Origin of the sequence: Mesorhizobium sp. AR02 (assembly GCF_024746835.1) — a bacterium.
GTDB lineage: Bacteria > Pseudomonadota > Alphaproteobacteria > Rhizobiales > Rhizobiaceae > Mesorhizobium.
Window position 1 is genome coordinate 6,267,557 of sequence record NZ_CP080531.1, and the last position, 22,146, is coordinate 6,289,702.

The 22,146-nt window shown below is 62.8% G+C and carries 22 protein-coding genes and 1 tRNA gene; 11 read left to right on the plus strand and 12 right to left on the minus strand.

Going from position 1 to position 22,146, the window contains the following annotated elements:
• Positions 1-48: 48 nt before the first annotated feature.
• The 4 genes from DBIPINDM_RS34545 to DBIPINDM_RS34560 all read right to left on the minus strand — a co-directional run bounded on the left by DBIPINDM_RS34545 (position 49) and on the right by DBIPINDM_RS34560 (position 4,197).
• A complete protein-coding gene (locus tag DBIPINDM_RS34545) occupies positions 49-1,134 on the minus strand; it encodes an extracellular solute-binding protein (RefSeq protein WP_258583407.1) in 1,086 nt (361 codons plus the stop codon).
• 38 nt (positions 1,135-1,172) lie between these two features.
• Positions 1,173-2,063: an N-carbamoylputrescine amidase gene (gene aguB, locus DBIPINDM_RS34550; RefSeq protein WP_258583408.1), complete on the minus strand. Its 891-nt coding sequence runs from the start codon at positions 2,061-2,063 to the stop codon at positions 1,173-1,175.
• 8 nt (positions 2,064-2,071) lie between these two features.
• On the minus strand, positions 2,072-3,106 hold the full coding sequence (locus tag DBIPINDM_RS34555; protein WP_258583409.1) for an agmatine deiminase family protein: 1,035 nt from the start codon (positions 3,104-3,106) through the stop codon (positions 2,072-2,074).
• A gap of 68 nt (positions 3,107-3,174) precedes the next feature.
• Positions 3,175-4,197: an agmatine deiminase family protein gene (locus DBIPINDM_RS34560; RefSeq protein WP_258583410.1), complete on the minus strand. Its 1,023-nt coding sequence runs from the start codon at positions 4,195-4,197 to the stop codon at positions 3,175-3,177.
• 95 nt (positions 4,198-4,292) lie between these two features.
• Between DBIPINDM_RS34560 and DBIPINDM_RS34565 the strand changes: the two genes are divergently transcribed.
• Entirely contained in the window at positions 4,293-5,195 is a 903-nt protein-coding gene (locus DBIPINDM_RS34565; RefSeq protein ID WP_258583411.1) for a LysR family transcriptional regulator, read from the plus strand.
• A gap of 172 nt (positions 5,196-5,367) precedes the next feature.
• Entirely contained in the window at positions 5,368-5,661 is a 294-nt protein-coding gene (locus DBIPINDM_RS34570) for a hypothetical protein (RefSeq protein WP_258583412.1), read from the plus strand.
• Between the two features lie 52 nt (positions 5,662-5,713).
• Here the strand turns inward: DBIPINDM_RS34570 and DBIPINDM_RS34575 are convergent, their stop codons facing one another.
• From DBIPINDM_RS34575 to phaC, 4 genes are all read right to left on the minus strand, one after another.
• A complete protein-coding gene (locus DBIPINDM_RS34575; protein ID WP_258583413.1) occupies positions 5,714-5,965 on the minus strand; it encodes a hypothetical protein in 252 nt (83 codons plus the stop codon).
• Between the two features lie 150 nt (positions 5,966-6,115).
• Positions 6,116-6,190, minus strand: a tRNA-Glu gene (locus DBIPINDM_RS34580).
• Between the two features lie 432 nt (positions 6,191-6,622).
• Complete coding sequence (locus DBIPINDM_RS34585; RefSeq protein WP_258583414.1) at positions 6,623-7,876, minus strand: YcbK family protein; 1,254 nt, start codon at positions 7,874-7,876, stop codon at positions 6,623-6,625.
• A gap of 216 nt (positions 7,877-8,092) precedes the next feature.
• Positions 8,093-9,928, minus strand: coding sequence for a class I poly(R)-hydroxyalkanoic acid synthase (gene phaC / locus DBIPINDM_RS34590; RefSeq protein WP_258583415.1), 1,836 nt, complete (start codon positions 9,926-9,928; stop codon positions 8,093-8,095).
• Between the two features lie 98 nt (positions 9,929-10,026).
• Here phaC and DBIPINDM_RS34595 point away from each other — a divergent pair, with 98 nt between their 5' ends.
• From DBIPINDM_RS34595 to recJ, 8 genes are all read left to right on the plus strand, one after another.
• Positions 10,027-10,419: a hypothetical protein gene (locus DBIPINDM_RS34595; protein ID WP_258583416.1), complete on the plus strand. Its 393-nt coding sequence runs from the start codon at positions 10,027-10,029 to the stop codon at positions 10,417-10,419.
• A gap of 45 nt (positions 10,420-10,464) precedes the next feature.
• Entirely contained in the window at positions 10,465-11,682 is a 1,218-nt protein-coding gene (locus tag DBIPINDM_RS34600; protein ID WP_258583417.1) for an LL-diaminopimelate aminotransferase, read from the plus strand.
• Between the two features lie 37 nt (positions 11,683-11,719).
• Positions 11,720-13,033 (plus strand): homoserine dehydrogenase, encoded by a 1,314-nt coding sequence (locus DBIPINDM_RS34605; RefSeq protein WP_258583418.1) that lies wholly within the window; start codon positions 11,720-11,722, stop codon positions 13,031-13,033.
• A gap of 126 nt (positions 13,034-13,159) precedes the next feature.
• Positions 13,160-13,519: a hypothetical protein gene (locus DBIPINDM_RS34610; protein ID WP_258583419.1), complete on the plus strand. Its 360-nt coding sequence runs from the start codon at positions 13,160-13,162 to the stop codon at positions 13,517-13,519.
• A 64-nt stretch (positions 13,520-13,583) separates the two neighbouring features.
• A complete protein-coding gene (locus DBIPINDM_RS34615) occupies positions 13,584-13,751 on the plus strand; it encodes a Thivi_2564 family membrane protein (RefSeq protein ID WP_095199965.1) in 168 nt (55 codons plus the stop codon).
• Positions 13,752-13,955: 204 nt separating this feature from the next.
• Positions 13,956-14,939 (plus strand): class II fructose-bisphosphatase, encoded by a 984-nt coding sequence (glpX, locus tag DBIPINDM_RS34620; protein ID WP_258583420.1) that lies wholly within the window; start codon positions 13,956-13,958, stop codon positions 14,937-14,939.
• A gap of 73 nt (positions 14,940-15,012) precedes the next feature.
• Positions 15,013-15,237 carry a DUF6434 domain-containing protein gene (locus DBIPINDM_RS34625; RefSeq protein ID WP_258583421.1) on the plus strand — a complete coding sequence of 75 codons (225 nt, stop codon included), beginning with the start codon at positions 15,013-15,015 and terminating at the stop codon, positions 15,235-15,237.
• A 190-nt stretch (positions 15,238-15,427) separates the two neighbouring features.
• Positions 15,428-17,209: a single-stranded-DNA-specific exonuclease RecJ gene (gene recJ, locus DBIPINDM_RS34630; protein WP_258583422.1), complete on the plus strand. Its 1,782-nt coding sequence runs from the start codon at positions 15,428-15,430 to the stop codon at positions 17,207-17,209.
• A gap of 10 nt (positions 17,210-17,219) precedes the next feature.
• Here the strand turns inward: recJ and DBIPINDM_RS34635 are convergent, their stop codons facing one another.
• Positions 17,220-17,786, minus strand: a complete 567-nt coding sequence (locus DBIPINDM_RS34635; protein ID WP_258583424.1) for a dihydrofolate reductase family protein — start codon at positions 17,784-17,786, stop codon at positions 17,220-17,222.
• Positions 17,787-17,890: 104 nt separating this feature from the next.
• Positions 17,891-18,838: a GlxA family transcriptional regulator gene (locus tag DBIPINDM_RS34640; protein ID WP_258583425.1), complete on the minus strand. Its 948-nt coding sequence runs from the start codon at positions 18,836-18,838 to the stop codon at positions 17,891-17,893.
• Positions 18,839-18,841: 3 nt separating this feature from the next.
• Between DBIPINDM_RS34640 and DBIPINDM_RS34645 the strand changes: the two genes are divergently transcribed.
• Entirely contained in the window at positions 18,842-20,503 is a 1,662-nt protein-coding gene (locus DBIPINDM_RS34645) for an MFS transporter (protein WP_258583427.1), read from the plus strand.
• Between the two features lie 83 nt (positions 20,504-20,586).
• Here DBIPINDM_RS34645 and DBIPINDM_RS34650 read toward each other — a convergent pair whose 3' ends face one another.
• Positions 20,587-21,561, minus strand: coding sequence for a patatin family protein (locus tag DBIPINDM_RS34650; protein ID WP_416361732.1), 975 nt, complete (start codon positions 21,559-21,561; stop codon positions 20,587-20,589).
• An 81-nt stretch (positions 21,562-21,642) separates the two neighbouring features.
• On the minus strand, positions 21,643-22,104 hold the full coding sequence (gene hisI, locus DBIPINDM_RS34655) for a phosphoribosyl-AMP cyclohydrolase (protein WP_258589419.1): 462 nt from the start codon (positions 22,102-22,104) through the stop codon (positions 21,643-21,645).
• Between the last annotated feature and the right edge of the window lie 42 nt (positions 22,105-22,146).

Sequence of the window (22,146 nt, forward strand, 5' to 3'; positions counted from 1 at the left end):
TGATGCTTCCCTGGGCAAGCCAGAAGGCTCGATGGCTGTTCTCGTTCGCTATTCAAGACCCTTGGCATGGTCCCAGGCTTTCGACCACATCCTCAGGGCTTTCTGGTCGAGCGCTTTCGGCAAATGCAAGCGCTTCTGGGCTTCCTCCGAGGGATAGAGATTTGGGTCGCCGCGCAATGTCTCGTCGAGCAGTGCAAGTGCTGCCTTGTTGGCGGTCGAGAAACCGGTGTCCGTGGCCGCGGCGGCGGCGATTTCCGGACGCAGCACAAAGTCGATGAAGGCGTGCGCGGCTTCCGGGTGCGGGGCATCGCTCGGTATCGCCAATATGTCGGCCCACACCAGATTGCCTTCCTTCGACAGCCGATAGGTGATGGAGAACGGCCGCTTCGCTTCCTTGGCCCTGATGTCGGCGATGTGCATGTCGCCGGAAAAGCCGAGCGACAGGCAGGCATCGCCGTCGGCAAGATCGTTGATGTAGCTGGAGCTGTGGAACTTGCGCACGTAGGGGCGGACCTTCGAGACCACGTCCACCGCTTTCTGCAACTCGTCGGGATTGGTGGGGTCCGGGTCCAGGCCGAGATAGATCAGCGCCAGGCCCAGCACCTGCTCGGCGTCGTCGAGCATGGTGATGCCGCACGGTGCGAATTTGGCTGTTATCTCAGGATCGAAAAGCATGCGCAGCGAGTCGACCGGGGCATCGGGCATGATCGCGCGGATCTTCTCGACGTTGTAGCCGACGCCGGTCGTTCCCCACATCCACGGCACGCCATGCGCGCCGCCCTTGTCGACCTCGTCGAGACGAGCCTCGACAGCCGGATCGAGATTGCCGAGGTTGGAGAGGCGGCTCTTGTCGAGAGCTGCCCAGACGCCTGTCGGCAATTCGCGCTGCAGATGCGGCGCGAGATTGATGGTGACGAGGTCGTAGCCCGAGCCGCCGGTCAGCAGTTTGGTTTCGACCATGTCGTTGGAATCGAACATGTCGTAGGTGACCTTGATGCCGGTTTGTGCCTCGAATTTTTCGATGCTGCCGGGCCCAAAATAAGACTCCCAGGAATAGAGATGCAGGATTTTTTCCTCGGCCTGCGCCGAGGTCGCAAAAAGGCATGCCGCGGCGAGCGCGAGCCAATGTTTCATCATGTCCTCCTTTGGTGGCCCCGGACGGGGCTGTTCAGTCAGGCCGCATTTTTGGCAAGCAGGCGATCCGGCGTCGGCTCCAGCAGCACGCCGTAGAGATCGGGGCGCCGGTCGCGGAACACGCCCCAGCTGCGCCTCGCGGCGGCGATCTCGTCGAGGTCGAGTGCCGCCGTGATCACGGCGTCGCTGACGCGGTCGGCTTCGGCCAGCTTGGCGCCGGTATGGTCGGCAATGAAGGATGAGCCGTAGAAGACGATCTCGTTTGCTTCGCCGGTCTCGACGCCGACCCGGTTGGCGGCGATGACCGGGGTCAGATTGGCGCCGGCATGGCCCTGCATGACGCGCTGCCAATGGTCGCGGGAATCCCAGCCGCGATAGGATGGTTCCGAGCCGATGGCCGTCGGATAGATTAACATTTCGGCGCCCATCAGCACCATGGCGCGGGCGGCTTCCGGAAACCACTGATCCCAGCAGATACCGGCGCCGATCTTGCCGGCGGCGGTTTCAAAGACGCGGAAGCCGGTGTCGCCGGCGGCGAAATAGAGTTTTTCCGAGTAGCCTGGGCTGTTCGGGATATGGCTCTTGCGGTAGTGGCCGAGCACCGTGCCATCGGCGTCGATCATGACCAGCGTGTTGTACAACGCCGAGCCGTCGCGTTCGAACAGCGAAACCGGCAGGACGACGCCTGTCTCGCGCGCCAGCGCCGCCATTCGCGCGATGGTCTTGTGTCCTTCAAGGGGGAGGGCGCGGATAGTATGGCGCCTGTCCTCATCCATGCAGAAGTAGACGCCTTCAAACAGTTCCTGCAGCACGACGAGTCCGGCACCACGCCATGCGGCTTCGCGGACGTGATTTTCGAGCTTGTCGAGGTTGTTTTCGACCTCATCGGTGCAGGAGATCTGGACAGCGGCGGCGATCAGTTGGCGCATGGCTCACCTCACCTTGGTTGCTGTTGTGTGACGCAGTGGATGCCGCCGCCATTCTCGTAGATGCGGTCCATGTCGAGCTCGACGATGCGGCGGTCCGGGTGCAGCCGGCCAAGCGTTTCCTTGGCCAGGGCATCGGCTTTCCTGTCGCCGAACTGCGGCGTGTAGAGCGCGCCGTTGCCGACATAGTAGTTGGCGTAGCTGGTCAGGAAGTCGTCGCTTGTCGAGCGCACGTCGGCGGCGGCGGGGATGGACACCACCTTGAAGCCACGCCCACCTGCATCCCTGGACCTGGCGAGGATTGCAAGCGCTTCGGCATGGGCGCGGCCCCATTCGGAGGTGTCGCCGGGAAAGCTGCTGGCGATCAGCAGGCCCGGTTTGACGAAGCGGAGCGAGCCATCGATATGGCCGTCGGTGATGTCGAGCCCGCGCACGCCGGGGACCCAGATTACCGTCTCGACGCCGAGTATCGACTTCAGATGCCGCTCGATATCGGCGCGGGAGAGACCTGGATTGCGGTTGTCGTTGACCCAGCAGCTTTCGGCCAGCAGCAAGGTTCCGTCGCCGTCATATTCGATGCCGCCGCCCTCGCCACGGATCGCGGCGACATGACGGGGCACATTGAGGTGTTGCACGACCTTGGCGGCGATCCCGGCATCGCTGGCATGCGCCTGCTTGTCGCCCCAACCATTGAAGCCAAAGTCCACGGCGGCAACAGTGCCATCGTCCGCGCGTACGAATACCGGGCCGGAATCGCGCATCCACATGTCGTCGGTCGCAATATCGACGAGTTCGACTTTTGGACCGCACAGCCTTGCCGCCAGTTCATGTTCGGCTGCAGGGGCAGCCATCGTCACCGGCTCGTTCTCGGCGATCGCCGCGGCCAACCTGCCCAGCGTTTCCTGCACGCTCTCGTAATAAGCGCCTGGTCCGCCATAGACCGCAGGCGTGCTCGGCCAGGCCATCCAGGTTCCGGCATGCGGCTCAGCCTCCGAAGGCACGGTGACCTTCCAGCTTTCGGATGCCGCGATCGAGATCTCAGGCATGAGTGCCCACCCAGTTGCCGCCATGATGACGTGACGTCGCGTCCATGATGTCCTCATTGCCGGCCTCGCTACAGCGGCTGTTCCTGGGTGATGCAGTGGATGGCGCCGCCTGCCGGCACGACGGCGCCGACATCGACGGTGACGATGCGGCGGTCGGGGAAGGCCCGGGCAACCGCAGCCTTGGCTTCCTCACCCGACGGGCGCCCGAAACCCGGCATGACGACGCCGCCATTGGCGAGCGCGAAATTGATGTAGGAGCGGGCAAACACCGCGCTCGTTGCCTCGACGTCGTACGCCTCGGGGATAGGGATGACTTCGAAATTGCGGCCGCGCGCATCGGTCTGGCTGGCAAGCGCTGCAAGATTGTCGGCAAGGATGCGGCCGTGCAGGTCGGACGGATCGGGATTGAATTCGAACATCACCACCCCGGGCCTAACGAAGCAGCACATGCCGTCGACATGGCCGTCAGTCTCCAGATCCAGCGGATCGCCGGGAAGCCATACGACCTTTTCGAGGCCGAGCATGCGCAACAATTCCTTCTCCACCCAGGCCTTCGAGATGCCGGGATTGCGGTTGGAATGGAGCAGGCTGGTTTCGGTCGCGATCAGCGTGCCTTGCCCGTCGGTCGTCAGCGAGCCGCCTTCGCAATGCAGGAAGGAACGCAGGATGGATGCGTCCTCGCGAGCCAGCAACCGCTCGGCCAGCGCGTTGTCCTGGTCATAGGGTTCATGCTTGCGGCCCCAGGCATTGAAGCGCCAGGACACGCCGGCAAGGCCACCATCGGCCAGTTTCAGGAAGGTCGGGCCGGAATCGCGGATCCAGCAATCATCGATCGGAATTTCGACCAGCTCGATCCGGTTTCCAAGCTGGGCTCGGGCGCCGCCGGCATGGTCGGGATGGGCCACCATGGTGACAGGCTCGAACTGGGCGATGGCGTGGGCGACATCGGTGTAGGCCTTCTGCATGGCGGGCAGGGTGGCGCCATACATGTCCTGCCGATGCGGCCAGGCCATCCATGTCCTGGCATGCGGCTCGAACTCCGCCGGACGGCGGAACTTCACCTGCTGCATCGGCCATTCGATGGCGTTCATCAAACTCTCCATTCATGTATCGAACTCATTGTTAATCGGCATCAGCCGCCGTACAACTGAGAAGGATTCCTGACTTCAGTGAATGGAATTCATGAATGGTGAAGTTCCGGCATATTCCGCCGACGCAGTTCCTGAAAGGGTTCGAGGCAGCCTCGCGCCTGGAAAGCTTCAGCCGCGCCGCTGAGGAGCTGGGCCTCTCCCAGTCGGCGATCAGCCACCAGATGCGCCTGCTCGAAGGCCATATCGGCCAGCCGCTGTTCATGCGCTTCGGCCGCGAAGTGCGGCTGACCGATGCCGGACGCGATTATCAGCGCACGGTGCGCCGCTGCCTCGATCTTCTGGAGGAGGGCTACCGGCGTCTGGAACCTTATCGAAAGCCCGGCAGCGTCGTGATCTATGCGCCGCGCGATTTCAGCCGGCGCTGGCTGCTGCATCGCCTGCCGGCCTTGCGGGCGGCGGTGCCGGCCTGCGAACCATGGCTGGACACCAGCGGCGCGCCTGTCGATTTCGAGACCATGGAACTTGACCTCGCGATCGTCTACGCGGACGCGCCTCCCGAAGGCTGTGAAAGCCTGCTGATTGCCAGGGACTTTCTGTCACCTGTCACGACGAAGGATCTGGCCAGCACGCTGCGCGCGCCCACCGACCTGCTTGGCGCGTCGCTCATTCACGACGAGCGCCCGACCGGCTGGGCGGACTGGTTGCGCAGCATCGGCGTCGAGCCGAACGGGACCTGGCACGGAACGAATTTCAGCGACAGCGATCTGGCGCTTGCGGCCGCCGAGCAAGGCCAGGGCGTGGCGCTGGGCAGCCTGACTTTGGCAGGCGAGGCGATCGCTTCAGGAGCCCTCGTACAGCCATACGAGCACATGCTTGACGCGGGGCGTGGATGGTATGCGATTTCCACCCGGGATCGGCTGTGGGATGTCGATGTGCTGGGGACTTGGGCGTGGTTGCGCGAACAGGCGCTGATGGCTTCTCCCCAGCATCGTTCATGACCAAATGCGGCCCTAGAACGAAGCTGATCCGCTCGTCACCGCGGTGGAGGCTCAGGCCGTGCCAAAATCGAGGCGGTGGTGGCCCGCTCGCTGCATCGTGACAGCACCACGTTGCGGAACTGCATCACAAGATGCGAATTTGGCTGGTACCAGGTTTTGCGAGGATGCCACGATGCCCACACGCAGGACTATGCTTTGCACGGCAGCGATGGTGATTGCCGCTACAAATTTCGCCAACGCCCGGCCTGATACGCGCAAGATGACGTGTGCACAGACTCAGGCACTGATCCAGAGCCAACATGCCGCTGTGCTGAGCACCGGACCGAGCACCTATGATCGCTATGTCCGCCAGTTCGGCAATGAGTGCGATCCTCCTTACGTGCCGATGGTTGACCATGTCCCGGCCAGTGACGGTCAGTGCATGGTGTACCGGTGCGAAGAGCCGGCGCCGATGGTTCCGGATTGATCCGTTCCGTTTTTCCGGCTCTCACGGAATCTCAGACACTGGCTGATGCCATTTACTTGACCTTTTGGATCTCCGGGCCCGGTGTCTGGTCGGTCGCCGGCGCCGGTTTGCAATCCTGGCCCTTGCAGTCGAGGACGGGGTCTTCGGCCGGAGGCAGGCAATTTTGCCCCTCGCAATGAATTGGCGGCTGCAGTGGCGTTCCTTCGCCATTTGGCGGAACAGGCTTATCTTCAGCGTGTACGGCCGATAGTCCTACCAGGCCGACGATGGCTATTCCCAAAAGCGATGTTCGCAGCAAGTTCATTCCCGCCTCCACGGCTGAGAGCATGCAGAACTTACACTTTCGAGCTGGAGCGACATACTGCCACCCGCCAACGATGTTAACGGCGCGTTTCCACCAAGCTCGACGCGGATACGTCGTGCACATTGTCGATGGCATGTCTTTGGGAAGATCTGGTACGCCCAAGGGGAATCGAACCCCTGTTACCGCCGTGAAAGGGCGGTGTCCTAACCGCTAGACGATGGGCGCGCTCAGACGAAGCGGCTTATACTGACGTTGTGCGCAACCGGCAACCCGTCAGTTGCCGCCTTAGACAACTTTTTTCCGGTCTTTGGAAACACGGGTGTTTCGTCACGGCTGCACGGCTGATCATTAGCCGAGACACCCCATCGGTTCGTCATTCTAGGGCGGAGCAAGGAGCGAAGCGACGCGGCGCAGACCCTAGAATCCATGCCGCGACTTTTGAAACGCCGCAGCGGTGCAGAATTCGGTTCCGCAGCGCTCTTTGGCCAGGGCGCGGCATGGATCCTCGGGTCTTCGCGACGGAGCTTCGCTCCTGCTCCGCCCGTGGATGACGAAGTGAGGGACGCTTCGGCCAATCTCGAATGTTCGGGAGGCTGGGACAATGCTGGCGGAACGATCTTGGCCGCTAACACGCCCAGTCTAGGCGCGTGAATGCCGTTAGCCGTCGCCACCACCGCCGCTGCGCCGGCGGCAGCGCCAGTTCCAGTCGCGCTCGGGGCCGACGTCGACGTGGACCGATTCGGTGTGGCAATAGGTGCCGACGCCGCCGCGGCCGGGCATGGTCCTGATGTAGCTCGCCAGCTCCCATTTGGAGACGCCGGGCACCTGGATGTCGGCGGCGGCACAGTACATGTGCAGCGAATTCTTGGCGCCGTTGGCGCGGCGGTTGCGGGCCGGGTCGCGATAGCCCGAGGTGACCACCATCTTGCGGCCGTAATGGCCTTCGATCGTCTTCAGCACGCGCACCAGCGACGGTTTCAGGCAGGCGACGTCGACGGTCTCGTTCTGCTTGAGCAGCCCGTTGGGCGCGAGCCGGGCCATGCCGGCGGCGGACACAACCTGATAGGAGCCGCCGATTGGACCCTCGTCCTCATTGAGGTCGACGTCGCTTTCGTCGTCGAGGCCGGATTTGCGCTTGATCTCGAACAGGGCGGTCTGGCGCACGCCGGGCAAGGCATCGCCGCCCGTGATGTGACCGGCTTCGCCGCCGGTCGAAGCCAACTGTATCGGCTTTGCCGTGGAGTCGGCCGAGGCCAAAGTGATGATCGGCTTTGCCGCCGCTGCCGGCTTGGCTTGTGCGGCCGGCTGTTCGCCTGTCCGCGTGTTGACCAGCGGCGCCGGCGTCGCCGAAGCGGGCGTGGCGCCAAACATCGAGGCCAGGAAGCCTTTTTTCTTCGGCGCGTCGGCTTGCGGCGCCTCGCCTGATGTCACATAGACCGGATTGTTCATCGCTGGTGCCGCGGCCGGCTTTGGCGTTGTCACAGCGGCATCGGCGGCGGCGATCTTCTGGGCGACCGCGTCGGTCTGCTGCGCCGTCTGGACCGGCTGCTGCAAGGCCTGCGGCGTTTGTCCCGCGATCGTTTCAGCGCCGGCCGGCGTTGTCAGTGGAAAGGCGGCTGCGGGCTTGGCCACCGGTACATAGGCGACCTTTTCGGGCAGCGCCGTGTCGCCTTCGCTCATCACGGTCGTCTGCGTGGTCGTGGTCTGCGATGTCGAATCGGCGGTGGCGATCGGCTTGCCGGTGGCGGCCGCATTCATGTCCGAGGAAGAGGTGTTGTAACCGGGCATGCCGACCGACATTGTCGGGTCGCCGGCCGATGTGCAGGAAGCCAGGAGCAGGGCGCAGAGCGCTGCCACGATGGCGCGGCGTTCTCCCTTTGCGAGGCTCCATCCTGCTGATTTCAAAGTCAAATTCCCCCTCGATGTCCGGTCGGTATGCCCTTGACGCAGCCCTAGGATGTCTGCGCCGAGGTGACCTTTGTCTCCGATCCGGAAACGAGACCTGTGTCAAATCCGCAAGCCTGGAAGTATTTTTGCAGTGATTGCCGAATTACGGCTGCTTGATGGTTGACGACACCATTTCGCCCGCTTTTACCGGGCCGTCAACTCACCAGACATTACAGTCCGTTACACACGCACCTTCACATAGCTGCCGGGAGCATCGCCCAAGGTTTTCATATGCTTGCCGGGTTTGCGGGCAGGCACGCGGGTGTTGTCCTTGGCCTCGATCCAGCTTTGCCAGTGCGGCCACCAGGATCCGGGATGGTCGGTCGCGCTGGCTATCCACTGGTTGAAATCGCCTGTTGGCGTGCCGCCGGTCCAGTACTGGTATTTGTTGGATGCGGGCGGATTGACGACGCCCGCGATGTGGCCGGAGCCCGCCATGACATAGTCGACCTTGCCGCCGAAATATTTCGAGCCAAGGAACACGGACAGCGCCGGCGCGATGTGATCTTCCTTCGAGGCGAGGTTGTAGATGGGGATGGTGATGTCGCCCAGCGAGATGGTGTGGCCGGCGAGTTCCATCGTGCCCTGCGAAAGCGTGTTATCGAGGTAGCAGTTGCGCAGGTAGAAAGAGTGGTTGGCCGCAGCCATGCGGGTCGAATCGGCGTTCCAGTAGAGCAGGTCGAAGGGCAGAGGATCCTTGCCGCGCATGTAGTTGTTGACGACATAGGGCCAAATCAAGTCGCCCGAGCGCAGCATGTTGAAGGCGGTCGCCATCTTGGTGCCGTCGAGATAGCCCTTTTCGTTCATCGACCTTTCCACCGCCGCGACCTGTTCCTCGTCGACGAACACTTTCAGGTCGCCGGCATGGGTGAAGTCGACCTGCGTGGTGAAAAAGGTCGCCGATTTGATGCGGTCGTCGCCTTCCCCAGCCATCAAAGCCAAGGCCGCCGCCAGCAGCGTGCCGCCGACACAGTAGCCGATCGCGTTGACGTCGTGTTCGCCGGTGGCCTTCTCGATCGTGTCGAGGCCATATTGCAGGCCCTCCCTGATATAGGCTTCCCAGCTCTTGGCGCCGTGGCGCTCGTCCGGATTGATCCACGAGATGACGAAGACGGTGTGGCCTTGCTCGATCGCCCAGCGGATGAAGGATTTCTGCGGGTTGAGGTCGAGTATGTAGAATTTGTTGATCCAGGGCGGGCAGATCAGCAGCGGGCGCTTCAGCACCGTCTCGGTGGAGGGATCATACTGGATGATCTCGGCGACATCGCTGCGGCCGACCACCTTGCCGGGCGTGGTGGCGATGTTCCGGCCGATCTCGAAGGGCGAATAGTCGGCCTGGCGCAGTTTCAGGTCGCCCTTGCCGGCAGCGATGTCCTCGGCCAGCATCTTCATGCCGCGCACCAGGTTCTCGCCATTGGAGGCGACGGTTTCGCGGAACAGTTCCGGGTTGGTCAGGATGAAATTCGACGGCGAGATGGCGTTGGACACCTGCTTGACGTAGAAGCTCGCCTTGTGACGGGTATGCTCGTCTAGACCTTCGGCGTGCTCGACCAGTTCGGACGCCCAGCGCGAGGTGACGAGATAGGCCTGCTTGAGGAAATCGAAGAAGGCATTGCGGCCCCATTCCGGATCCTGGAAGCGCTTGTCGCCGCGCTCCGGCTTGACCGCATCGTCGGGGCCTTCAGCGTTGGGGCTGACGCGCTGGATGGCGTTCGCCCACACGGTCATATAGCCGGCGAACAGCCGCGTCTGCGCTTCGAGCGCGCGCTGCGGGTCGGCAAGCCAGTATTCGCTGAGCTTGGAGAAGGTCTTGACCATGTCGACGACCGGCTCGGCGACGTGGTCGCGCACTTCGCCGCGTTCGCGCGGTTCGGCCCAGGCGGACGCCGCCTTGCCGGCCTGCTCGACCATGCGCGCCATATTCAAGGCGAAGCGCTCCGGATCCTTCACCAGATATTGCTCGACGGTCGAAGGCTCGTCATCTTCCGTTTTGCCCGAATCGGGTGTTTTGGACATGGTTCGCGGGGTTCCTCCCGAAGCGTTTTCTTGACATATTAACATGGGACATCCGACAGGGTCCAATCTCGCTCTACCTCGGCTGCCAAGGAAACAATATGACGATTAATATTGGCGAGACTGTTTTTTTTGGCGCCGCACGCTTTTGCCGCATCGGCGCGGCGATCGTCCTGTTGGGAATCGCCGGGTGTTCGAGCACGAACAGCAGCGGTCCGGTGCCCATGGCCGACAATGCAGGCCCGAAGGACACCGGCACCTTTCCGAACCTGAACATCCCGCCCAAAGTGGCAAACAAACAATTCACGCCAGCCGAGACGAACGCCAAGCTCGCCGAACTCAAGGCCGACGAGAACGCGCAGGGCGCCAAAAGCGGTGGTGGCGCTGCCAGCAATCAGGCGGCACTGACGGACCTGGCCAAGAAGCATGGCCCGCAGACGCTGAAGCAGATCGAAGGCAAATGCGACCCCGCCCTCGACCCTACCTGCAAATGAGTATATAGCGCGCGCCCAACACCCCTTTTGCTGTCTGGAACTGCCATGGAAGAGTTTCACAAGGTTCGCCGGCTTCCGCCTTACGTGTTCGAGCAGGTCAACCGGCTCAAGGCCAGCGCCCGTTCGCGCGGCGCTGACATCATCGACCTCGGCATGGGCAATCCGGATCTGCCGACGCCCAAGGCCATCGTCGACAAATTGTGTGAAGTGGTGCGCGATCCGCGCACGCATCGCTATTCCTCTTCGCGCGGCATTCCGGGGCTGCGCCGCGCCCAGGCCGCCTATTACCAGCGCCGCTTCGGCGTGAAGCTCAACCCCGACACGCAAGTGGTGGCCACGCTCGGCTCGAAGGAAGGCTTCGCCAACATGGCGCAGGCGATCACCGCGCCCGGCGACGTGATCCTTTGCCCGAACCCGACCTATCCGATCCATGCCTTCGGCTTCATCATGTCGGGCGGCGTCATCCGCTCGCTGCAGGTCGAGCCCGATGATGGTTTCATCCCGGCGCTCGAACGCGGTGTTCGCCACTCGATCCCGAAACCGCTGGCGCTGATCCTCAACTATCCGTCGAACCCGACGGCGCTGGTCGCTTCGCTCGATTTCTACAAGGACGTGGTGGCGTTCGCGAAGAAGAACGACATCATCATCCTGTCCGACCTTGCCTATTCCGAGATCTATTTCGACGGCAACCCGCCGCCCTCGGTGCTGCAGGTTCCGGGCGCCATCGATGTCTGCGTCGAGTTCACCTCGATGTCGAAGACCTTCTCCATGCCCGGCTGGCGCATGGGCTTTGCCGTCGGCAATGAGCGGCTGATCTCGGCGCTGACCCGGGTGAAATCCTATCTTGACTACGGCGCCTTCACGCCGATCCAGGTGGCGGCGGCCCATGCGCTCAATGGCGACGGCGCCGATATCGCCGAGGTGCGTGACATCTATCACAAGCGCCGCGACGTGATGGTCGATGCCTTCGGCCGCGCCGGCTGGAACATTCCGGCCCCTGCGGCCTCGATGTTCGCCTGGGCGCCGATCCCCGAGCCGTTCAAGCATCTCGGCTCGCTCGAATTCTCCAAGCTGCTCATCGAGCACGCCGACGTGGCGGTGGCGCCCGGTGTCGGCTTCGGCGAACATGGCGATGATTTCGTGCGCGTGGCGCTGGTGGAGAATGAGCACCGGATCCGCCAGGCGGCGCGCAACATCAAGCGCTTCCTGTCGACCAGTGCCAAGCAGCCCAACAACGTGGTGCCGCTGTCCGCCCACCGGTAAGCAAAAATTCAATCTGATTTGAGGGACGTCGCCTTCCATGGCTGAAGCACTGCGTGTTGGAATTGCCGGTCTTGGCACGGTCGGTGCGTCGGTGGCGCGCGTGCTGCGCGACAAGGCGGCTGAGCTGACCCGGCAATGCGGGCGCGACATTGTCGTGTCGGCGGTTTCAGCGCGCGACCCGAAACGCGACCGTGGCGTCGATGTCAGTTCGGCAAAATGGTTCGACGATCCGGTCAAGATGGCGCAGACCGCCGATATCGACGTGTTCATCGAACTGATCGGCGGCGACGAAGGGCCGGCGCGCTTGTCGGTTAAGGCGGCGCTTGAGGCCGGCCGCCATGTCGTCACCGCCAACAAGGCGCTGCTTGCCAAGCATGGCGTGGCGTTGGCCGAGATCGCCGAGAAGAAGGGTGTGCTGCTCAACTACGAAGCGGCGGTGGCGGGTGGCATCCCCGTCATCAAGACGATGCGCGAGGCGATGGCCGGCAACTCGGTCACCCGCGTGTTCGGTATTCTGAACGGCACCTGCAACTACATCCTGACCCGCATGGAGGCAGAGGGCATCTCGTTCGATGCCTGCCTGAAGGATGCGCAACGGCTGGGTTACGCCGAGGCCGATCCGACCTTCGACATCGAAGGCCACGATACCGCGCACAAGCTGTCGATCCTGACCAGCCTTGCCTTCGGCACCAAGATCGCCGCCAACGACATCTATATGGAAGGCATCTCCAACATCACCCAGGCAGACATCCGCGCGGCCGGCGATCTCGGTTACCGGATCAAGCTGCTGGGCGTTGCCCAACGCACCGAAAGCGGCATCGAGCAGCGTGTGCATCCGACCATGGTGCCGACGGCCTCTGTCATCGCGCAGGTGCACGGCGTCACCAATGCGGTGGCGATCGAGACCGACATCCTCGGCGAACTGCTGCTCTCCGGCCCCGGCGCCGGTGGCAATGCCACCGCCTCGGCCGTCATTGGCGATGTCGCCGACATCGCCAAGAGCCGGCCCGGCTTCCAGCATGGCCCGGTCTTCGGCCGGCCGGCGAAGGAGTTGAGGCCTTACAAGAAGGCGCAGATGCGCAGCCATGCCGGCGGCTATTTCATCCGGCTGACCGTGCATGATCGCATTGGCGTCTTCGCCGCGATCGCCAAGCGCATGGCCGACAACGATATCTCGCTGGAATCGATCGTCCAGCACGCAATCAGCGGCGAGGCGGCGGTGCAGAAGACAGTGATCCTCGTCACCCACGAGACCACCGAGGCCGCCGTGCGAAAGGCTGTTGACGGTATCACCAAGGACGGTCACCTGACCGACAAGCCGCAGGTCATCCGCATCGAGCGGGCAGGGTAGCTCTGTCCCTGGGGCAAGAATCCCCACCGGTCTTGCGGTCGACCGGATGGCGACCAGCCGCGAATAAGCCGGAACGAAATCGTTGCGGCGCCGTTCTCTTGGTCAGCAACCAAAGGGAGCCGCTTCATGGCCGATACCAACAAATCCGACACCCCGCACATCGACGACATCCAGAAGACGCTGGAAAAACAGATCGCCGAACTGCGCAAGGAGATCACCAAGATCAACAAGAGCATTTCGGCGCGGGGCGCGGAAATGCTCGACGACGCCAGCGAGCAGGCTTCGGATTTCTACGAGACGGCCGCGGCGCGGGCATCGCGCACAGCACAGCAGCTGCGCAGCCAGGCCCAGGCGGTTTCCGAGGTCGCGCGCGAAAATCCGGGCACGACGACCGCCGTGGTCGGCGTGATCGGCCTGCTCGGCTTTCTGGCCGGGATTGCCGTTGGCCAGTCGTTGAACAACGAGACGTCGCGCCGCTGGTATTGAGCGCGCCGGCCTTGAGCCGGCGTTGCCGGCTCCCGTTTCAGGAAATCATTTCCAGGAGGGCATCATGGCTTCATCCATGCTAATCGGCATTCTGATCACATTTCTCGTCATCATTCTCGTTCTCTATCTGGTGCAGCGCCTGCCGCTCGACGCCAGGATGCGGCAGATCGTGCAGGTTATCGTCATCATCATCGGCATCATTTCGCTGCTCAAATACCTCGCGGTTTTCTAGATCGCGAGACCCACAATTTGGGCGTCTTCAAAGTGGCCCGGTCGTTTCCGACCGGGCCACAATCTTGTTGAGAATACGGTTCAATCGATTGATATTGCTGGCCTTTCGATAAAACATCCGGCAGGTCTTGCCGTTGTCATGCTCGTTTGACAAAACAGGCGCGCCTCCGGCGGGAGGCGCTATGCGAACGAGGATTTCCCGAAAATGAATGTGGCCCAGAACATTGTCGCCGGCCTTGACCGGATACTCACCATGGAATTGGTGCGCGTCACCGAACGGGCCGCCGTGGCAGCCGCCAGGCTGCGCGGGCGCGGCGACGAGAAGGCGGCCGACCAGGTCGCCGTCGACGCCATGCGCCAGGAGCTCAACCGCCTTGCCATCAAGGGCACGGTGGTGATCGGCGAGGGCGAGCGCGACGAGGCGCCGATGCTCTATATCGGCGAGGAGGTCGGCACCGGCAAAGGTCCGGCAGTCGATATCGCGCTCGATCCGCTCGAAGGCACCACGATCTGCGCCAAGAACCTGCCCAACGCGCTTGCCGTCATCGCCATCGCCGAGAAGGGCAGCCTGCTGTTCGCACCCGACGTCTATATGGACAAGATCGCCATTGGTCCGGGCTATGCCGAAGGCGTCATCGACATCGATGCCTCGCCGGCCGAAAACATAGCGAGCCTGGCCCGGGCCAAAGGTGTCGCCGTGTCCGACATCACCACCTGCATCCTCGACCGGCCGCGCCACGCCAAGCTGATCGATGCCGTGCGCGCCACCGGCGCCGCCATCCGGCTGATCGGTGACGGCGACGTCGCCGGCGTCATCCACACCACCGACCCGGAAGAAACCGGCATCGATATCTATCTCGGCACCGGCGGTGCGCCCGAGGGCGTGCTGGCCGCGGCCGCACTGCGCTGCACTGGCGGCCAGATGCAGGGCCGGCTTCTGCTTGACACACCCGAGAAGATGGCCCGCGCGGCGAAGATGGGCATTTCCGATCCAAAGCGAATCTACCATGCGGAAGACATGGCACGCGGCGACGTGCTGTTCGCGGCCACCGGCGTCACCGACGGCAACATGCTGGCCGGCGTCAAGTTCGGCCGCACCACCATCACCACGCACACGATCGTGTTGCGCTCGTCGTCACGGACTGTGCGCGAGATCAAGGCCCGGCACCAGGATCTGGATAAGTTCTAGACCTGCTTGCGAAGCCGCATCGCAGTCGTTAGCCATTGGCTGCATCTGAACCCTGGCCGCGCAAGGATTGACGATGAAAGCGTTCGACTGGCACGCGGATCCGATTTCGCGTGCCACGCCCATCACGAAATCCTATCGCAACACCCAGAATGTGCGCCGCTTTTTCACCCGCGAATGCGGCGATGCGTTCAGGTTCGATCGACCTTTCATGGCCTGGCTCAAGGACGGTCGGGAAAAGACGATGGGGGATGCAGCCGACGAATGGATCCGGCGCCAGGCTGAAAAGCGGAAAGCGTAGTTTTTCTTGAATTTTCCCGCGATGCCACCCGCCGCGAACCGCTTGGCTTTGCCCGCCTTTGGCCCTGAAGCGCGTTGCGTTCACGCGACGCGCTTTAGGCTGTTGTTTGTGCATGTCGTTGTCCCAAAACCGCTGCACACTTTTGGGCGACATGCATTATCCTGCGGCCAACCATGAATTGGCAAAGCGCATGACGGGCGAAAGGCGCCTCTTCCTCGATGTCAGGCAGTCGGCGACCGGTCTCTCCTGGGAGCATCGGCTGACCGAACGGCAGGACATGGTCGCGCTTGCCATCGCGCAAGGCCACGGCGTGCCAGACATCGTCGCGCGCGTGCTTGCCGGACGCGGCGTTACCGCCGATGAGACCGAGCGCTTCCTCGATCCGACGATCCGCGACCTGTTGCCGAATCCGGCCTCGCTGACCGACATGGACAAAGCCGCCACCCGCATCGCCGCGGCGGTGATGGCGAGGGAAAAGGTTGCGATCTTCGGCGATTACGATGTCGACGGCGCCGCGTCGTCGGCCTTGCTGAAGCGGTTTCTGGCGCATTTCTCCATACCGTCGGAAATCTATATCCCGGATCGTATTTTCGAGGGCTATGGCCCCAATCCCGATGCCATGCGCGAACTCGTCTCGCGCGGCGCGACGCTGATCGTCACCGTCGATTGCGGCACCAACAGTGCCGTGTCCGTCGATGCGGCCAATGAAGCCGGCGCCGATGTCGTGGTGCTCGATCACCATCAGGTCGGCGGCGCGTTGCCGGCGGCAATTGCCGTCGTCAATCCAAACCGTGACGACGATCTTTCCGGGCAGGGGCATCTGTGTGCCGCCGGTGTTGTCTTCCTCACCCTGGTGCAGACCGCAAAAGTCCTGCGTGGCCTGAGCGATGTCGCGCCGCCCGACCTGCTTTCGCTGCTTGATCTCGTCGCGCTCGCCACCGTTTGCGACGTGGTGCCGCTCACCGGCGTCAACCGCGCCTTCGTCGTCAAAGGGCTGCAAGTGGCGCGCCAGCAAAAGAATGAGGGGCTGGCCGCATTGGCGCGGGTGTCGCGCATCGGCGAGCCGATCAGCACCTTCCATCTCGCCTATCTGATCGGACCGCGCATCAATGCCGGCGGCCGCATCGGCGATGCGGCGCTTGGCAGCCGGCTGCTTGCGACGGACGACCCGGTCGAGGCGCGGACCATCGCCGAGACGCTTGACCGGCTGAACCAGGAACGGCAACAGATGGAGCAGGAGATGCTGGCCGCGGCGCGTGCCGAGGCGGATGCCGAGCTTGCCGGTGGTAACGGCCCGGCGATCGTCGTCACCGCCAGCAACAATTGGCATCCCGGCATTGTCGGCCTGCTCGCCTCGAGGCTGAAGGATCATGCGCGTCGGCCGGCTTTCGCCATCGCCTTCAATTCCGTGGGCATCGGTACCGGTTCGGGCCGTTCGGTTTCGGGTTTCGATCTCGGCCGGCTGGTGCGCGAGGCCGCCGATGCCGGGCTGATCGTCAAGGGCGGCGGTCATGGCATGGCGGCCGGCATTACCGTGGAGCGCGCGAGGCTCGGCGAACTCAGGGCGTTTTTCGAGGAGCGGGCGGCCGCCGACGTGTTTCGGCTGCAGGACGAGGAAAGCCTGGCGATTGACGGCGCGCTTGCGGCCGAAGGCGCGACGCTCAGCCTGCTCGATGCGCTCGAAAAGGCCGGCCCCTTCGGCGCCGGCCACGTTGCACCGGTTTTCGTGCTGCCGCGCCATCGGCTGGCCGACGCCCGGCCGGTCGGCACCAACCACATCCGCTGCGAATTGCAGTCGGACAGCGGGGGCCGTATCCAGGCGATCGCCTTTCGTGCCGTCGACACCGCTCTTGGCGAATTCCTGTTCAAGAACCGCGGCAAGACCGTGCATGTCGCCGGCTCGCTGTCGGGCAATTACTGGAACGGCAACCGCACGGTGCAATTTCGCATTGTCGATGCGGCGAGGGCGTAGCCGCCTGAAGCTACGCAGCCTGGCCGGCCGGCACATAACGCAGCAGTGTCACGTCTTGGGGAAGGCTCTCCGCGCCAAGCGGCCTCAACGCCAACGACAGGCCGGACTGGAAGTATGGCTTGCCGCCACCCAGCACCACAGGATGCATATAGAGCCGGTATTCGTCGATGAGCCCGGCTCGTGCCAGACAGGCGGCAAGATCAGCGCCGCCGAGGATGACGAGGCCATCCGTCTCCGTCCTGAGAGATTTCACCGTGGCCAAGGCGTCGCTCTCGACCAGCCGGGCATTGTGCCCGACCTGGCGCAGCGTGGTCGAGAAGACGATCTTCGGCGTATCTCGCCAGGCATGGGCAAAGTCCCGCTCTACCTCGGTGGCGCCGGTCTCGCGGTCAGGGCTGTCCCAGAAGCGCATCGTCTCATACATCCGCCGTCCTGCAAGAACGACCGATGCCTGCCTCATCATGTCGTTGAAGTGCTGGTGCAGCTCCGTCTCGGGCACCGGCAAGCCAATGTCCCCGTCCGGCCCGGCGATGTAGCCATCCAAAGACGTCAGCATGGAATAGACGATTTTGGCCATCGGTGTGCCTCCGCTCAATCTGATGTAAACGAGCATAACCAATTGCATTTTGCAATCAGTTTATCGCAAAGGCATGGTCAGCATGGCTCCGTTGTTGGGACGGCCTATGATCGAATTTGCTTTCGAAACTCGCCCGGCGCCATTCCGGTCGTTTTGGAAAAAGTGCGACTGAACGAAGCGACATCCTGGTAGCCTACGCGATAGCAGATTTCCGCAATGCTGAGCTTCGTTGCCTCAAGCAGCGACCTCGCCATTTCAAGCCGTTTTTCCTGGATCCATTTTCCCGGCGTCGTCTTCAACTCACTGGCAAATCTGCGGGACAGCGTTCGCGCAGACAGGCCAAGCCCCGCCGCCAGAACGTTCAAATCGATTTCCCGTATCTTGTTTTCGGCGAGTTCACGCAGTTTGCTCTCCAGCGGATTGGGCTCCTTCGGAGGTTCTTCGAGAGGAAATTCGTAAGGGCTCTGAAATTTGCGCGAGGGTGGAAGAACGAGGAGCTTTCGAACGATCCGTTCCTCCTTCGCGAAGCCCAAATCGACCAGCAAGGCTTTGGCGAGTTCCAGCCCGGAAAATCCGCCGCCGCAGGTGTAGAGGCGACCATCGCGGACAAGCATGCGGGAAGAATCCCATTCAACTTGCGGAAATCGGCTGATGACGTGGGACTTCAGCCACCAGGATATCGTCGCACGTTTGCCGTCCAACAGGCCCGTGTCGGCGAGCAGATAGCATGCGCCGCAGTGTGCCGCGATGATTGCTTCCTGTTGTCGCGCAAGTGCGATCAGCGGCTTCGAGTGTTCGCTCTCCTGCTCAAGCGAGCGCAGAAGCTCGGGAATCTCGACACCCGGCATCGCGATGAGAATCAACACGTCCATTTTCCGGGACGGTTGCGGCTTCGTGGGAAAGGAAATTCCGGTCGTCGACGTCGCCGGTGATGCCCTGGAAACGAACTCGCATGAAAGAACCTGTGAGCCGCAGACGTCATTCACGAGCTGGAACATTTCGGCCAGCGTCGAGACAACCGCCGAATAGAAATCGGCCGGCAGCCAGATCACGACATGGATGCATTCGCGGCACTCCCCGGTATCGTTTTTCGCCGGATGGCAAGTTTAGCACAATCTTTGTCAAAAATGCCAATTCCGAAAAGAACACGGCGTCTCCAGCATAGGCCATATGCGCACCTCGCTGACCAAGAGCGGGCTGCGGAACCCATGGCTGGAAGATTGAAAATGCAGAAATCGCTGAATCAAATCGATGCGGGCGCATTGAGCACACCGGGCTCAAATGTCGTCGCACAACCGCCACGCTGGTCCGGGCTCAGGCTCGCGCTGCTGGCATTCGCGCAGTTCATAATCGCGATCGACTACAACATCGTCTATGTCGCCCTGCCGGATATCGGCCGGGATGTCGGCTTTACCACCCAGTCGCTGCAATGGGTGGTAAGCGCTTACGCCGTGGCCTTTGGCGGTTTTCTCTTGCTTGGCGGCCGAGCCGCTGACCGGCTTGGCCCGCGGCGCATGTTCATCCTGGCGCTCGTGCTCTATGGCGTTTCGTCCTTTGCAGGTGGATTTGCGCCCGACGCGCTCACGCTGGTGGTCGCTCGGGCAGTTCAGGGCCTGGGCGGGGCGCTTCTCTTTCCCGCAACACTGGCGCTGATCAACACGAGCTTCGCGGAAGGTGCCGAACGCAACCGGGCGCTCGCGGTCTGGGGTGCGACGGGAAGCGGCGGTCTGGCGGCCGGTGCGATCATCGGGGGCGTCCTGACCAATGGCTGGGGGTGGCAAGCGGTCTTCTTCTTCACCGTTCCGCTGGCTTTGGGCGCTGCCCTGATCGCCGCGCCGGCGCTGCTGGCGCCCGATCCGGTGGGCAAAGGCCAGAGGCGGGGTTTCGATCTTCTGGGCGCGCTGGTTGTGACGGCAGCCGCGACGTTGCTGGTGTTCGGCTTGGCCAGCGGGCCTGAAGCGGGTTGGACTACGGCTCGCAGCGCCGGATCGCTTGTGGTTGGCGTGCTGCTGCTCTGTGCTTTCATTCTCATCGAGAAACGCGTGCGCGATCCGCTCGCGCCGTTGCGGCTGTTTGCCAATCGCAGCCTCGTCACGGCCATGAGTGTCAGTTTCTTTCATCACATGGCGCTGAGTTCCGGTTACTACCTTCTCACGACCTATTTTCAGAATCTGCTCGGTTACAATGCACTCGCGGCCGGCCTGGCATTCGTTCCGCTCGGTGTGCTGGCGATGATCGGTGGCGGGAAGGGCGCGGCACTGCTGCTCAACAATTGGGGGACACGCGCCACGATGTTCGCCGGCATGCTCATCTATGGGGTCGGGCTGGTGGCGATCGCTCTCGCCCTGTCGCCAGGCGGTTCGTATTGGGCCGTGCTGCCCGGCATCCTCATCTATGGTTTTGGTGGTGGCATCGCCTTTACCACGCTGTTTGTAGCCGCCGCTTCCGGAGTTGCCGCCAACGAACAGGGCGTGGCGTCGGCGCTGGGCTCGACCTCCCTGCAGATCGGCGCGGCATTGGGTCTGGCCGCCAGTCTTGTCGTCGCCAATGTCGGTTTGGGTGGCGAGGCAGCCAGCGCAACGGATGTCGTCAATGGATTGCGTATGGCGGGATTGTTCGCCGCCGCCGCGGTCTTCCTTGGCGCGGTCCTGGCTCTGATGCTGAAGCAGAATCCGGGGATACCCCAGGATGCCGCCACCACTGCCGAAGCTGCGTGATCAGTCCTCGGTCATGGGTGGTTTGAAGCGCGTCGCGTGGAGTCGACGCGCTTCAGGTGTTTGCATGCATTTGGCGAAATGTGTCAGGCGAGAACGGTCTGCAGCCGGCTCAGTTCGCCGATCTGGGCCATCGTCGCCTGGTAGCCGAGCTGGATTGCCTCGTCGGCACGATGGAATTCGGTAAGGCCGATATGGCTAAGCTTGGGCTGCAGCGACATGTCGGGCGGATCGCCGGCAAGCCTGGCGCGCGAAATGCGGTCCTGGATGATGTTGAAGGCCTCGACCATGACGCCGGTGATGCCGAGGCGTGTCTGATGCGAATGGTGCTCGGCGTCGACACGGCCGGCGCGCGGCGCGTCCTTTTCGACAACCAATTCGCCGGCGCTGTGCTTTATAACGGCGGCGCGGCCGAACAGATCGTAGTGGAGGTTGACCGCCACGACGAGCGGCTGCTCGTAGGCGCGGCAGACCGAAACCGGTACCGGATTGACCAGCGCGCCGTCGACCAGCACGCGGCCGTTGCAATTCACCGGCTCGAACACGCCAGGCAGTGCGTAGGATGCGCGCATGGCCGTGATCATCGAGCCGCTCGACAGCCAGATCTCGTGACCGGTGCGGATTTCCGATGCGACGCAGACGAATGGCTTGGGCAGGTCCTCGAATCGGACGCCGGCCACATGCTCGCGCAGACGCGCATCCAGTTTCATGCCGCCGAACAGGCCGCTGCCGCGCAGATTGAGATCGAGTAGGCCGAAGATGCGCCGCTTGGTGAGGCTGCGGGCAAACTCTTCCAGCTCATCCAGTTTGCCGGCGAGATAACAGCCGCCGACCAGCGCGCCGATCGAGGTGCCGGCGATCATCGAAACTTCGATGCCGGCTTCATCGAGCGCGCGCAGCACGCCGATATGGGCCCAACCTCGGGCGCAACCGCCGCCCAGGGCGAGCGAAATTCCTGTCTTCCTGGGAGATTTCGTTTCGGACGCGCCGCCGGAAGAGGTCAGGCCGTTGGCCTCCCTGACATCTGGTCTGCTACGCAATGACGCCCACTCGAGCATCATGATCTCCCTTGTCCCAAGGCTAATATACGGACGGGCCGTATCGAAATGGTGAATCTGTGTGGTTGGTGTGAGGCAGAAGGTTCAAGACGATGGCTTCCGATACGTGATTTCCGCATCGAACAGCGGCTTGCTGCCGTCGTCGGCAAGCGTCCTCTTGCCGTCGATCAGCCCCACCGTCCGATAAAAGCATGAACGCCGGCCCGTGTGACAGGTTGCGTCGTGGCCCAACACTTTCACACGCAGCCACAATGCGTCCTGGTCGCAGTCGGTCCGCATCTCGACGACGTGCTGGAAATTGCCGGAGGTTTCCCCCTTTTTCCAAAGCGCGTTGCGCGAGCGCGACCAGTAGTGGGCGATGCCTGTCTCCAGAGTCAGCGCCAGTGCTTGCGCATTCATATGCGCGACCATCAACAGCATGCCGTCTTCGGTATCGGTGACGACGACGGTGAGAAGGCCGGCGGCGTCGAAGCGCGGTGAGAATACCGCGCCTTCCTCCAGGGCCTTCTTGTCTGATGGAGCTTTCGGAAATTCCAGTGCCGACATCGCCGGTGTATCTTCCTGTTTGACCATGATCTTATCCGAAAA